The 13,739-nt window shown below is 66.6% G+C and carries 13 protein-coding genes; 8 read left to right on the plus strand and 5 right to left on the minus strand.

Annotated features, from left to right (window positions below):
* Positions 1-103 precede the first annotated feature (103 nt).
* The 5 genes from ACWD3H_RS46545 (at position 104) to ACWD3H_RS46565 (ending at position 4,516) form a co-directional block, all read left to right on the plus strand.
* On the plus strand, positions 104-634 hold the full coding sequence (locus ACWD3H_RS46545; protein ID WP_451959632.1) for a universal stress protein: 531 nt from the start codon (positions 104-106) through the stop codon (positions 632-634).
* A gap of 955 nt (positions 635-1,589) precedes the next feature.
* The gene (locus ACWD3H_RS46550; protein ID WP_451959633.1) at positions 1,590-2,252 is read left to right on the plus strand and encodes a CBS domain-containing protein; all 663 of its coding nucleotides are present in this window, start codon (positions 1,590-1,592) and stop codon (positions 2,250-2,252) included.
* 172 nt (positions 2,253-2,424) lie between these two features.
* Positions 2,425-2,949 carry a flavodoxin family protein gene (locus ACWD3H_RS46555; protein ID WP_451959634.1) on the plus strand — a complete coding sequence of 175 codons (525 nt, stop codon included), beginning with the start codon at positions 2,425-2,427 and terminating at the stop codon, positions 2,947-2,949.
* 467 nt (positions 2,950-3,416) lie between these two features.
* Entirely contained in the window at positions 3,417-3,647 is a 231-nt protein-coding gene (locus ACWD3H_RS46560) for a hypothetical protein (RefSeq protein ID WP_451959635.1), read from the plus strand.
* 704 nt (positions 3,648-4,351) lie between these two features.
* Positions 4,352-4,516 carry a hypothetical protein gene (locus ACWD3H_RS46565; protein ID WP_451959636.1) on the plus strand — a complete coding sequence of 55 codons (165 nt, stop codon included), beginning with the start codon at positions 4,352-4,354 and terminating at the stop codon, positions 4,514-4,516.
* Positions 4,517-5,546: 1,030 nt separating this feature from the next.
* Here ACWD3H_RS46565 and ACWD3H_RS46570 read toward each other — a convergent pair.
* A complete protein-coding gene (locus tag ACWD3H_RS46570; RefSeq protein ID WP_451959637.1) occupies positions 5,547-5,951 on the minus strand; it encodes a hypothetical protein in 405 nt (134 codons plus the stop codon).
* A gap of 35 nt (positions 5,952-5,986) precedes the next feature.
* On the opposite strand from ACWD3H_RS46570, the gene ACWD3H_RS46575 reads away from it, so the two are divergent.
* Positions 5,987-6,754: a TetR family transcriptional regulator gene (locus ACWD3H_RS46575; protein ID WP_451959638.1), complete on the plus strand. Its 768-nt coding sequence runs from the start codon at positions 5,987-5,989 to the stop codon at positions 6,752-6,754.
* Between the two features lie 144 nt (positions 6,755-6,898).
* Here the strand turns inward: ACWD3H_RS46575 and ACWD3H_RS46580 are convergent, their stop codons facing one another.
* Positions 6,899-7,057: a hypothetical protein gene (locus tag ACWD3H_RS46580; RefSeq protein ID WP_451959639.1), complete on the minus strand. Its 159-nt coding sequence runs from the start codon at positions 7,055-7,057 to the stop codon at positions 6,899-6,901.
* Positions 7,058-7,811: 754 nt separating this feature from the next.
* Here ACWD3H_RS46580 and rox point away from each other — a divergent pair.
* Positions 7,812-9,236, plus strand: a complete 1,425-nt coding sequence (gene rox, locus ACWD3H_RS46585) for a rifampin monooxygenase (protein WP_451959642.1) — start codon at positions 7,812-7,814, stop codon at positions 9,234-9,236.
* 81 nt (positions 9,237-9,317) lie between these two features.
* Positions 9,318-10,118: a DUF402 domain-containing protein gene (locus ACWD3H_RS46590; protein WP_355565227.1), complete on the plus strand. Its 801-nt coding sequence runs from the start codon at positions 9,318-9,320 to the stop codon at positions 10,116-10,118.
* A gap of 352 nt (positions 10,119-10,470) precedes the next feature.
* Here ACWD3H_RS46590 and ACWD3H_RS46595 read toward each other — a convergent pair whose 3' ends face one another.
* From ACWD3H_RS46595 to ACWD3H_RS46605, 3 genes are read right to left on the minus strand one after another with little or no spacing between them, the layout of a single operon-like run.
* Positions 10,471-11,064, minus strand: a complete 594-nt coding sequence (locus tag ACWD3H_RS46595; RefSeq protein ID WP_451959640.1) for a GNAT family N-acetyltransferase — start codon at positions 11,062-11,064, stop codon at positions 10,471-10,473.
* A complete protein-coding gene (locus ACWD3H_RS46600) occupies positions 11,061-12,533 on the minus strand; it encodes an APC family permease (RefSeq protein WP_355565221.1) in 1,473 nt (490 codons plus the stop codon). Before ACWD3H_RS46600 ends, ACWD3H_RS46595 begins: the two co-directional genes overlap by 4 nt.
* A gap of 28 nt (positions 12,534-12,561) precedes the next feature.
* On the minus strand, positions 12,562-13,167 hold the full coding sequence (locus ACWD3H_RS46605) for a GOLPH3/VPS74 family protein (RefSeq protein WP_451959641.1): 606 nt from the start codon (positions 13,165-13,167) through the stop codon (positions 12,562-12,564).
* Between the last annotated feature and the right edge of the window lie 572 nt (positions 13,168-13,739).

Below are 13,739 nucleotides of genomic sequence, written 5' to 3' on the forward strand. Positions count from 1 at the left end.
CGAGCCGGGACCAGCGACCCTGGCCAGGGCCGAGGCGGTCACGGTTGCATGAAGATGAGTCCCCTTCGCCACCGGGGCAACGGGACGAATCACGGAGGACCCCATGACACGCCGGCAGTCGTTTTCTCGCATCCTGGTCGGCTTCGATGGTTCGGCCGCCGGGTGGGCGGCACTGAGCTGGGGTGCCTGGGAGGCCCGCAGCAGCGGCGCGGAACTGGTCGTTCTCCACGCGTGGGGCGACGTCACGCGGTGCCGGGCACCCCATGTGCCCGCCTGGGCACCCGCCGAGGAGGCAGATCGGAAGGCGATTGCCGAAACCGTCGTGAGCCGAGCGGCCGCGACGGTCCGCGCCGGGTACCCGAAACTCGTCGTGCGCCCGCTGCTCTGCCGTGACAGGGCCGCGCGAGCACTGCCGCGCCACTCCGAGACGGCCGACCTCCTCGTGCTGGGAGGGGGCCGTCCGGTGGGCGGCGGATTTCTCGGGGCGACTTTACGGGCCTGCCTCGCCCTGGCGGCCTGCCCCACCCTCGTCGTCACCCCTGACCAGGTCGACCGGATGCGGAACGCCGACATGCTCGCCCCGCGTGCCGCGATCGAATCCATGCCCGAAACGGCACATCCGGTACTCGCCTGACCGGAACGGGTTCTCGATCCGGTGATCGCCCCACCCCCGCAGGACATGATCACAAGGCGTGCTCACCTTCTTGTTCGCTCGCCTCGAAGGCGGGACCCGGCTCATGGGACGAAAGTGCCTGGCAAACGGGCCGTTCGGTCACTGTGCGAACGTCTGCACAAGCACGCACGCGCAGCAGGAGATCACCGCGGCACTGCGCCGTGGCGGTCGCGGCCAGGTCGTGGACGCCGTCGCCGCACGGACCCCCAGCCCTGGTCCACCGAGGCAGTCCAGCGCCCGCTGAGCAACGTGCCGGGCGAACACCGGCCGTCACCTACCGGCGGACCTGCCGCCCACACCACCCATGCCGGTCGCGCCGAGGCGGCGATCACCGGGGCTGAAGGTCCCTCACCCAGGTGTCCTTCGCCTTGACGACCTGCTGGACACATGAGCATCAAGGCAGACACCCTGGCGGGGCTCAGCGACGCAGAGGCCGCCCGGCTACTGGACGAGCACGGCGCACCGGAGCCGAAAAGCACCTCCCCCCGAGACTTTGGCCTCTGGATCCACGGCCGGGCATCGGCCGGCCTGGAGACGACTGAAGAAGGATCCAGTTGAAGGCCGTGCTCATCCGCCGCTGACCGCGATCCGGCCCCCGGTGAGGGGCGAAAGACCCTGTCCTCCCGCGGCGGGATCAGGACCTGTGGCCCTGGGGCCGGGCCTTCCGGCGAGGTCTGATGGGAGAGGAAGGAAGAACAACCATGTCTGCTCTGATCATCGCCGGAACCGACGGCTCCACCGGCGCGACCGCCCCGTCGGATGGGCCGCCGACGACGCCGCTCGTACGGGCCTGCCGCTGCGCATCGTCACCGCCGTGCACCGCTGGCCGAACGACATCCCCCACCACGCGCACTGCGCCGTGGCGGTCGTCCGCTCATAGGAACGCTCAAAGGAATCGCGAGAATGGAGGAAGAAGATGCCGATCAAAGTGAGTGACGTGATGGGCCGCACCGCCATCGCCGTGCGGCAGGACGCGGGCTTCGCCGACATCGTGAACGTGATGCGGCGCTTCGCCGTGGGCGCGGTGACGGTCATCGACCTGGACCGCCGTCCGATCGGGGTGGTGTCCCAGGACGACCTGCTGCTCAAGGAGAGCGACACGATGCGCCACAGTATCTCGATCTTCGAGAGCACCGCCCGTCGCCGCGAGCACGAGAAGGCCGCGGCGGTCGTGGCGAAGGACCTGATGACCTCGCCCGCGATCACCGTCACCCCGGGCATGCCCGCCCGGGACGCGGCGCGGCTCATGCACGACAAGAAGATCGAACAGCTCCCGGTGATCGACCCGGTGACCGGCCGCATCGCCGGCATCCTGCACCGGTCGGACCTGCTGCGTGTCTTCGACCGCCCCGAGGCCGAACTGCGGGCCGAGGCCGAAGCCGTCGTCCGCGACCTGACCGGAACCGACGTGGCGATCAGCGTCGAGAACGGCGTGGTGACACTCGAAGGCAAGGTCGAACATCGCTCACAGGTCGTCCGGCTCATTCAGGCGATCCGCCGGCTCGAAGGCGTCATCGACGTCACCTCGCGGCTCGAGCACGGAAGCGACGACCTGCTCGTCATCCCGCCGCTGCTGTAGACCGCCGCTATGGAAGCGGCGCGCGTGGGCGGCGGTCACCTCACCGTCCGCAGGACGTTCGACGAGGTGACCGCTGACACGATCATCATCCTGAAGACAGCAGGCGGGGGATCCCAGATCCCCACCTCCCGCGGGGCGTCAATGGAGATCAATGGAGAAGGGAACGGCCCCGATGCGTGCACTCGTGGTCTTCGAATCGATGTTCGGCAACACCCAGGCGATCGCCGAGGCTGTCGCCGAAGGACTGGCCACCCGGATGGACGTGGACCTGGTCGAGGTCGGCAATGCCCCGGAGGCCGTCCCCGGCGACGTGGACCTGCTTGTCGTCGGCGGGCCCACTCATGCCTTCGGCATGAGCCGGCCCAGCACCCGGCAGTCGGCCGCTCAGCAGGCTTCCGCCGACCGGGTGTCCAAGGGGCAAGGGCTGCGCGAATGGCTCTCTACCCTGGGCGGCCGCTCCCCGGCCTCGGCGGTGGCGTTCGACACACGGATCAAAAGCCTCTGGATCCCAGGATCAGCCCGGCACGGCGCCGAGAAACGCCTGCGCAGGCACGGTTTCGCGATCCTGACCGGCTCACAGAGCTTCTACGTCGCCGGCACCCCTGGCCCGCTCCTGGAGGGGGAGACCGAACGAGCCCGCCACTGGGGCGTGACGCTGGCCGCGGCACGACAGGCGGGCACTCACCGGATCGCGTAGCCAGCCCGGCGTCCTGCCCGCGAGAGGGATGTCTCGTCCGGGGACCGGGGATCCGCGGGCGGTGCACGCGCCTTGAGCGGGCTCCGTCGAGGGCGCGCGTCCTGCCTGCGCCCGCGGAGGCCATCGCCCTGGCCAGACTCAGCAGCAGCCAGGGCATGCGGTGGGTGAATCGCCTGCCGACGGACTCCTCGGCCGATCCCTTCAGATAACCACCGAGCCGGGCCACCTCCTCGTCGTGTTCCTGGAGCAGGATGTGCGGCAACCGGCGGCGGGGGATCAGGCCGGGTGAACCGGCAGGAGGGGGGCGACGACCGCCAGGCCGCTCCTACGGGGGCGTCGCGGGAGACATTGGTCCTTGCGGCGGGTGACGTTCGGCCGGTGCCGGAACCCTCCTGCGGGTGTGTGATGGAGGTGCGGACCGCACTGATCCGCATCGAGCCTGTACCGCTCTCAACCAAGGAGCACTCATGACACGTTCGCACAAGCGCTGGAGTGACCTCTCCGACCGGCAACGGGCGGCGATTTTGACGCTGGCCTCCATAGAGCTGTCGCTCACTGCCACGGCGGCCGCAGACCTGTGGTGCAGGCCAGCTGGACAGATCCGGGGACGTAAGGCGCTGTGGTGGCCGTTGCTACTCGTCCAGCCCTTCGGCCCGATCGCCTACCTCACGCTGGGCCGCATCCCCTCACCCCACTAGTGCGACGTTCCTTACCGGAAGTGCAGATCCACCCCGGTCCTGGCATGAGGAACGGAGCACCAGTGAGATCGACGTCTCGTCGACATTTCATTATAAATCTACACTGTAAAGGCGTTCGGTAAGTTTAAAGCCAATTAGGATATAACGGACTAAAGACGACTAACAAGAGCAAAGGGGGCCGGTGGATCGGGGCAGAACGCGTCGGCGGGTGTGCAGAGAGACTCTCTCCGCAACGACCGCTACCAACATGGAGCGGTCTTCCCTGGCCATCGGTGCTTGCATCAAGGGCAGCGCGGGTCCGGGCGAGTCATCCGAGTGGGGGAGTAGGACCTGGAAAGGGCGGTTGCGCCCGCCATGAGGAGCGGCACACCGCGGCGGACTACGCGCTTAGTGAATGAGGTCCGGACTCGCATCGCCGGCGGCGCGCCTCCCAGCACCCGGCACGTATGAGCGCCACATCCTACGACGGTGCCACGGGGGAGTGGCGGGGCAATCTGTGCGACCGCATGCTGTTCGCGTTGCCGGCCGAAAGCGGGATGAGACTCGGTAGGCGCTCGGCATGCGGATCAACGACTTCGTCATGAGCTACGGCGGTACCCCGTACATCGACGTCGTTCCACGCCTGGACAACCTCTCAAGACGCGTCGCGTCTATGTCGGCGCCGACCTGGAACAGCTGTTCGCCGAGCCGGCCCATCCATATCGATGCACTACGTGGTACGTGGCCCGCCGCCCTTCATGGCCAGCCGCAAGTTCAAGGCCGACGGCGGCCTGGTCACCTTTACCCGCGAAGACCATAACGGTATGCAGTTGTTTGACCGCGCCGACCGTTTCCTGCCCAACGGCTTTTGCCTGCCGCCGCCGTTGTAGAAGTGCGACCAGGGCAATGCCTGCCTGACCTGCGGTGTCTTCGTTACCGACGCATCGATGCTCTCAGCGCGGTGACTCGGTGCAAGTTCGAGGCAAAGGTGAAGGCGGCCATCAAGCGTCTGGTCAGGAAATGACGTTTCGGGCTGTGCAGCGAGGGGCGGAGTTCTGTACGGGCACCAGGTCCTGCGGCGGCGTATCGAGCAACTTCGCCAGCGGTCCATGTCGCCGCGGGAGGTCGTTGTCGACGAGGCCGATAAGGGGCACTGCGGACGATGTGCTTCTTCGCTTTGACTGCGGAGATCACTCGGCTCAGGAGCGCTCAGCGGCGGGAGGTGGTCGGACTGCGCCGGGAGTTGACGTATCGCGGCTGAAGCGGGCCGCCGCCGGTTGAATAGGCGTTGAAATGATCACGTTTTATACCAAACAGAATCAAGCTTCTGTCTGGTATCTAGTTAATAGTACAAGTGTGTCGTCCTTCGTCCTAGTCGTCTTGCTTCGAGCATCCCGTGTGACTCTGTGTTCATCTCGCTTAATCTGTGCAGCAAATGCCGCTTTGCGTAGAAGTCGCCCTTAGTTGATTCGCGTGATCATGATTGCTAAGCCGTCTTGTGATCATGGTCGTCCCAAATGATCTACATCATGATCTACATCGACCTGTCCGGTGTCTCACTTGGTCCGCTTCGGTTCTGCAGCCGTCTCACTCAATCTGCTCGGTGAAGGCTGCTTCGTAGATGTAGTTGGGTCTCGCGTCTCAGTTGGCTCGGTTGGCGATCATGGTCTTCTCGAGGGATCTGCTCGGCCGAGTGATTTGTCTTATTTGCCCTGCTCCATCAGGTGTCTTTCTTTGGCTGTTTGATGGCAGCGGCTGTCATCGTCCACGAAATCGGCGCACAGGTGGCCTCTCCCCTGTGTCGTCAGGGCAAATATTCGCTTTGGCGGACGAATATGGGCAGGTCAGCGCTGCTGAAGATTCTCATGACCGGCAAGCCGTTCTGGATCCGATGGTGGACCACTCCCCCGGTTGGTGATCTCAACAATGGGGCGCGGGCGTGATGCCCAGTATCGGGCGGCGATGGCTGCGGCCGGTGGGTGGTGATGAGATCCATGGCGTAATGGGAATGAGCAGCGCCCCCTCGGGTGGAGAATTCTCCAGGGGAAGGCTGCCGAGTGTCCGCCCCGCGGTGACGATGCGGTATTCGGTGGGGGCGGCGAAGGCGGCGTAGAAGGTGTAGTGGCTGACCAGCCGCTCCCCCACCTCTGCGTGCAGCAGCAGGCCGTCGCTTTCCTGGCGGATGAGCCGTCCGGCGCCGAGGTCGCGCAGCAGGGCGGCGAACGTCGGCGCGTCGATCGCACGGAATGATCCCTGGGCGCACAGGGTGCGGTAGGCGTCGGCAGGGGTGATGCCGCCGTGCCGATCGATGAGGAACTCCAGCACCTCATCATCGAGCGGCAGCAGCGCGCCCGAGCCCAGTGGCCGGACGGCGCACCGCTGCTGTTCCCAGCTCGCGACGGAACCTGCAGGGCCGCCAACCGCTGCGCGGCGCCGGCTACCGGCAGGCCCTGCGCAGGTGGCTCAGACGCTGCGACATCCGCGACGAACAGGGACGGCCGGTCCACCTCACGCCGCACCAGTGGCGCCACACCCTCGGGACCAGGCTCATCAACCGCGACGTCCCCCAAGAAACGGCCACCCGGCTCTTCTACGCGGAGGGTATCCACGCCGTCGGTATCGATCGCATCGTCGCCGAAGCGCAGGTGACGCGGGCCACCCTCTACCGGCACTTCCCCGGCAAGGAAGACCTTGTCCTCGCCTATCTGAACGAGGTCGACCGAGCTATGCGGGGTCAGGCGGACGAGGCCGTCGCCGCCGGACTACCGGCCGCCGACACCATCCGGGCCCTCACCAAGTCCATCGCCCAGGGCATCCAGTCCCCCGGTTTCCGGGGATGTGCCTTCCTCAACGCTGCCGCCGAGTATCCCGACCCCGAGTCCCCGGTGCGCAAGGCCGTGCTCGCCCACCGCCAATGGTTCCTGGAAACCGTCACGGAACTGCTGGCCAAGATCCAGGAGACCGGCGCCGAGCCCGCCGCCCGCCACTTCGTGATGATGCGCGACGGCGCCATGGCCGCCGGCTGCCTGTTCGACCCGGTGCTGATCTGCGAGACCTTCCTGCGCGGAGTCGAGAGGCTCCTGCAGGTTTATGCCGCCACCGACTACAGCGGACCGGCGGGCGCCTGAAGCCGCAGGCCTACGCTCAGGAATAAAGCGGTCGAGCCCCTGCCGGCGGTTGCCGGCCGGATCCCACGGTGCGGCGGCGGTATTTTCCTCACAGCCGTTCTGGCTGACCTGGCATGACGGTCGGCTGCGGAAGCACGCTCCGGACTACTTCGCGCGTCTGAAACAGTCCTCGCATTCGGCCGGCCAGCCGTAGTACGGATCGGTGATGTAGTCGCAGAACTGCCGTAAGCCGGTCTGGTAGCTGAGCGGCGTGGCATGGCTGGCGTTCTTGATCGCGCGCCTCGGCGAAGAAGGCGTCCGCATCCGCCGCCCTCCATGCCCATGGGCCGGCGTCGGAGAAGCTTGGGAAGCGCCGTACGAGACGCTCACGGGGCTCGATCGTCCCGAAACTGAGGTCGCGGGCCAGCTTAGGAAGGTCCGCCCTCACTCCCCTGCTAGGCCCCCACTCAGGTCGGTGTCACCAGCCGCAAGGTAGCTCTGTGTAACGGTGGTGACGGTGTGCGATTCGCAGAAGCGGAAGTCGATTCATTCGGGTCGTCTTGCTGTGCGTCGTCATCGCGCTGGTCGTCAGGCTCGCCTACGACCAGTTCGCGTAGTGGCCACGAGTGAACCTCATCAGGGCAGCGCCTACCGAGACTCGGGGGCGGCCAGGATCGGACCGTCGACCGTGACCGAGACCGGCCAGGCCGCCACGCCGGATTCGCCCTGTAGCCGCACGGGCCCGTTTGGAGTCGTGATCACGTGGCCGGGAAAGGATTGGACGGGATGATGCTCGGGCTTGTAGCTTGCGGTTGACCGTGACACCGCCCGAGGAGGTGAGACCCATGAACGCTGTATCGATGTGGGTGCTCCCCCTTTCCGTCACGGTCGGGCGATTGACGTAGGTGTCGCCGGGAGCGTCTCGCCAACAAGGCACTCCCGAAAGGCAACACCTATGCACTCTCAGCAGGTCACCGCCGAGCCGTCGTCGAACGACAGGGTCGAGCGTGACTCCACGGTGGGCGACGTCCCCGGAGTTCTCTGGTCGCCGGCCTCCGGCGCCGATCGCGCGCCCCTCATCTTCGATGTGATCATTGCCGGGTGCGGGCCGACCGGTGCGATGCTGGCCGCCGAACTGCGGCTGCACGATGTGCGGGTACTCGTTCTGGAGAAGGAAACCGAGCCCGCGTCGTTCGTCCGCATAGTCGGTCTGCATATTCGCAGTCTCGAGCTGATGGCGATGCGCGGACTGCTGGATCGCATTCTCCAGCATGGAAGACAGCGTCCGGCCGGCGGTTTCTTCGCCGCCATCCCCAAACCTGCGCCCAAGGGCCTGGATTCCGCGTACGCCTATCTGCTGGGTATCCCGCAGCCGGTCATCGAACATCTGCTCGAAGGACATGCGATCGAACTGGGTGCGCAGGTCCGGCGCGGTTGCGCGGTCGCCGGTTTCGAGCAGGACGACGAGGGTGTGACCGTCGAGCTGGCCGACGGGGAACAGTTGCGTTCGCGCTATCTCGTCGGCTGTGACGGCGGGCGCAGTACGGTGCGTAAGCTGCTCGGTGTCGGCTTCCCCGGCGAGCCCTCGCGGACCGAGACGCTGATGGGCGAGATGGAAGTGGGCGTGCCGCAGGAGGAGATCGCCGCCAAGGTGACTGAAATCCGCGAGACCCATCAGCGATTCTGGCTCCGGCCCTTCGGCGAAGGGGTCTATAGCGTCGTAGTCCCCGCTGTGGGAGTCAGCGACCGCGCGGAACCGCCCACCCTCGAGGATTTCAAACAACAGTTGCGCACCATCGCCGGAACCGATTTCGGCGTGCACTCCCCGCGCTGGTTGTCCCGCTTCGGGGATGCCACCCGGCTGGCCGAACGTTATCGGGTCGGGCGGGTGCTGCTGGCCGGCGATGCGGCACACGTCCATCCACCCATCGGCGGACAGGGCCTCAACCTGGGTGTTCAGGACGCATTCAACCTCGGCTGGAAACTGGCCGCACAGATCCGCGGCTGGGCCCCGGAAACACTGCTGGACACCTACCAGGCCGAACGTCATCCGGTCGCCGAGGACGTGCTGGACAACACCCGCGCCCAGATGGAACTGCTGTCCACCGAACCGGGCCCGCAGGCCGTGCGCAGGCTGCTCACCGAACTGATGGACTTCGACGAGGTGAACCGCTATCTGATCGAGAAGATCACCGCGATCGGCATCCGCTACGACTTCGGCGCAGGCCCCGACCTGCTCGGCCGCCGCCTGCGCGACATCGACGTGAAACATGGCCACCTCTACGGTCTGCTGCATCGCGGCCGCGGCCTGCTGCTGGACCGCACCGAACGCCTGACCGCCGGCGGCTGGTCGGACCGGGTCGATTACCTCGCGGATCCCACTGCGGAACTGGATGTCCCGTGCGTCCTGCTACGCCCCGACGGCCACGTCGCCTGGATCGGCGACGATCAGCAGGACCTGGACGACCACCTCTCCCGCTGGTTCGGCAAGCCCGCCAACTGATTTCGCCTGAGCAGTGGTCATCCCGCATATACGTGGCGAGATGGCGAGCAGATCTGCGGCGCTGTCGGCCAGGAGCTGGGAGTGGCCGGCGTTCTCGTCGGACATCCACCGCCCGCTGGCATGGCGGAAAATGGCCATGCCAGTGTCGGTAGCCAGTCGTGCTGTCCGGGTCTCGACCACGGCAACCGGCGTGGCATCATGCCGCTTATGACGGTCCCGGCAACAGCTCGCTTTCCCGGCGGTGCCACAGCGATCCGCCGCGATACCTTCGAGGGCAGGGTGTGGACGGCCTCACCTCACCGGGTCATCCACGACACCGGCGACGAACTCGTCCTGGCCTACTGGCCCGGCATTCAAAGCCTCGCCCCCACCACCTGGATCGACTGGCTGACAACCGGAGACCTCACCGCACGCGATGCGGCGATCGCCACCCTCGCCGCCCGCCGATGGGATCTGGACCACTGGACATGGTGCGAGACCACCTGGCTCAGTATTCTCACACCCGGGGCGTTCTTCAGCGTCAACCTGTTCTTCGACGCACAACACCACAGCCTGAACCGCTGGTACGTCAACTTCCAACGCCCCTACCAGCGCACCCCCATCGGAGTGGACACCTTTGACCTGGTCATCGACCTCGTCGTGACACCCGACTTGTCGTCTTATACGTGGAAAGACGAAGACGAATACCGACACAGTCGACGTCTGGGAATCATCGATGAGAGCACCCACGAGCATGTCCAGCACGCACGCGACCAAGCAATCGCGATGATCGAAGGACGCCACGGAGCGTTCGGAGCGCCCTGGGCCGATTGGCGGGCCGACCCCTCCTGGCCGACGCCCACCCTGTCCCACGACACGATGACCGTCTCCCCACAGCCCTGACCTAAGGCATGTCCGACCACTGATCTCGCGACCTGTGCGTTCATAAGGCTGTAGGGCCGGAGTCCGGTTTCGCCGGTGTAGCAGTGCTCACGATCGTCCGACAGGGGCAGTGTTCATCAGACAGCTGAGCACGCCGCCCTTCGTCGCCGTGCTCGGCTGCCCTCCGCGACTCTGCGCGCTTGGCCGAAGGCCCGGCCGATCGAGCCACCGCGTTCCGCGTGTCACGGTGGCCCGGGCCTCATGGGTCGCCGGGGCGGGGGGGAACGCGGTGGCCGGGCCGCGAGAACAACGGGGCCGGAATCGCCCCCGCCCCCGGCCCACGATGGGCTGGGGGCGGGGGTCAGCACTCGGGTCAGGGGTTCGACGGGCGCCACATGGGGAACATCGGCGGGCCGTCGGGCATGAACATCGGGTCGCCGAGGTCCTGATAGCCGTGGCGCAGGTAGAGCCTGCGGCTGCGGGTGCTGCTGGCCTCCAGGTACGCGGGTATGCCCGCCTCGTCGAGCCCGCGGTGGTACTCCTCGAGCAGCCGGGTCCCCGTCTTCCGTCCCTGGTGCCCGGGGAGCACGGCGAGGAACGCCAGGTAGTGGTGCGGGTCGTGGGGGTGGCGCTTGTCCATCTCCTCCCCCATCTGCCCGATGCGCTCCGCGTGGGGACCGGCGAACGCCTCCACCCGGGCGTCCCGGTCGGGGATCTCGGGAAGCGGCTTGGCGCCTTTGTGGAACCATACGGCCACGGCGGACATGTCGGCCGTCGCGTGGACCTCGCCGTGGATGAGGGCGCTCTCGGTGATCATGGAGAAGAAGGGGGGCATCACCCGGCGGCGGTCGTCGTCCGGCGGGATCATCCAGGCCGAGATCTCCTGCTCGTGGAAGGAGGTGGCGATGATCGCGCCGATGGTCTCGGCGGCTCCGGGAGCGTTCTGAACGCGAATGATCTCTGTCATTCGGTCCCTCCCACGGCCGCCTGGGCGCCCCGCCCGATGTTCGCGTATACCTTCGGCCGCTTGGCCCGCAGGGCGAGTCCCCACATGACGCCGAGCCCCACGGCGACGAAGTAGACGGCGGGCATGATCCAGCGCAGCGGGGAGTCGGGGGCCACGCCGAGCACGGTGTCGAAGTTGGCCATGACGAGCACGATGACCACGATCAGCAGGACCGAGGAGATACCCGGGGCGATCCTGGTCCGCCAGGCGTTCTCCTCGTTGGGGTTCTTGGCGAAGAAGACCAGCACGGAGATCGAGGTGGCCGCCAGCATCATGAGCAGTCCCAGGCCACCGAACGATCCGACGGTGAAGAACAGCTGGACGACCGGATCCAGGCCGAAGACCGCGTATATGACGATCGTGATCAGCCCGATGACACTCTGCGCCACCGAGCCGTTGACCGGGGCACCGGTCCGGGGGGAGGTACGACCGAAGGTCTCGGGCAGCACCCTCTCCCTGCCGAGGGCGAAGACGTAGCGGGAGATCGTGTTGTGGAAGGCGATCAGCGCGGCGAAGAGGCTCGTCACGAAGAGGAGGGAGCCGATGGTGGCGACGGTCGCCCCCAGGTGCTGCCCGGCCAGGTTGAACAGGAGGGCCGAACTCTGCTCGCGCGAGGTCTCGACGATCTTGTCCGAGCCGATCGGCACGGTCATCGCCCAGGACGACAGCGCGTACAGCCCGGAGATGACGGCGAGTGCGACGTAGGTCGCGATCGGCACCGTGCGCCTCGGGTCCTTGGTCTCCTCGGAGAACACCACTGACGACTCGAAGCCCGCGAAGGACGCGATGCAGATCGCGACCACCGCACCGATCCCGGGGACGAAGAGGTTCGACGGGTCGAAGACGTCGAGGCTGTAGCCCGAGGCCGCCGGGTTGATCAGGTCCGCGATGTCGAACACGACGACGACGGCTATCTCCGTCAGCAGCAGGACCGACAGGACCTTCCCGTTCACGTCGACCCGCATGAGGCCGAGCACCCCGGTCAGCACCCAGGCGACCAGCCCGATGACCCACCAGGGCGGAGAGCTTCCGAACCAGTCGGCGATCAGCGGCTGGGCGGCCGCACCGATCATGCCGTAGAGACCCACCTGGAGCGCGTTGTAGGCCAGCAGCGCGACCCACGCGGTCGCCACACCCACCGGCCGCCCGAGCCCTTTCGCGGTGTACGCGTAGAACGCCCCGGCGTTGACGACGTAGCGGGCCATCGTCACGTAGCCGACGGCGAACAGGCCCAGGATGGCTCCCAGCAGGATGAAGGCGAGCGGCACGCCGGTCACGCCGGTCGCGGCGTAGGCGGCGGTCACCGAGCCACCGATGACGGTCAGCGGCGCCGCCGCCGAGATGACGAAGAACACCACCGACGGCACACCGAGGCGGTCCTGGGCGAGCGCGGCGGCAACGGCGCTGGCCCTTCGTTCTGTCACGGACATTGGGATCCTTGAAATGAGGGGGGTGGGTTCACCGGCGGCTGATGACGGAGTCACCTACGGCAGCCTCGGTCTGGGCGATCAGTTCCTGGAGCGGCGCCGGGAGGGCGGCGATCGAATCGGAGAGGTATCTCGGGTTCTGCTCCCACAGGACGAGCTGGTTGCCGCCGGTCGCGACGAGCAGCCCCAGCAGGACGCTGTCCTGGACGCTAAGTGGCTCACGGCGTTGGATCGCCAGGTTGACGCGTCCGCCGGGCCACGCCGCGATGTTCACGTCGACCGGCACCTGCCTCCGCGACGGGCGTCTGCCGGGCGGGCGCAGCAGCCCGTCGGCGGTCATCCGGGCCGCCACGTCGGCGAGTGCCGTACGGGCGAGGAACTGCAACCAGGTACGGAAGCGATGCGAGGGTTCGGCGACGATGTGGTCCAGGGCGGTCTTGGTGAGCGCCTCTCCGGGCGGCGCCGCGTCGAGAACGACGAGCCGTATCTGCCCCGCCGCCAATCCCACGGTTATCCGCCCGGCGAGCATCAGTTCTCCCAGGATGGCGGCGGCCAGCCCCAGGCCGGTCAGACGGGCATGAAGCCTCATCCGGCCGGTCGCGTTGTCATGCATGACAAAGAACAGGTCGTTGGCCAATCGGGTTCCTGAAAGATCAACTCCAACCACGAACGGCGATCGTATAGCTAAATCATTAAATTTGTCATTACGCGAACGAAGTTCCGGCGCCGGACATAGATCGGCCAGACAAGAACCGAAGAAACGGACAGATAGCAAATAACCTGGAGCTATGTCGAGAGGCGTCTCGAAGACTTCGGTGAATCCAAGAATTTACATATTTTTGGCCAGTTGCGGGCGAGTGTCGGGAAGCGGCCCGCCAAGGCTCGCCGGAGCCGGAACAACCCTGGTCAGGCGGCTCCCGAAAGCGTGGCCCCGTGAATCCCGATGAATCTCCATGGGATTTTAATGCGAGGATTTTTGGCAGTTTGGGACTGGCGTAATATTGCGCAGGCTTCCTCGTCCCCCGCCGCAGTGGTAGCGGGCGTCGTACGCGTCCGCGTGGAGTGCGGAACCGCGCTCGGGCACCTCGCCGTTTCAGATGTTGCGGCCCGTCCGCCATCCCCCTCGCACGCAGACGTCGTCGAACCGCTTCGCAGACAGGAGCAACAGGTGGGTAACAGACGGACTCCGCGACACACCCGCTCGGAGGC

This window comes from Streptosporangium sp. NPDC002607, from assembly GCF_053592655.1.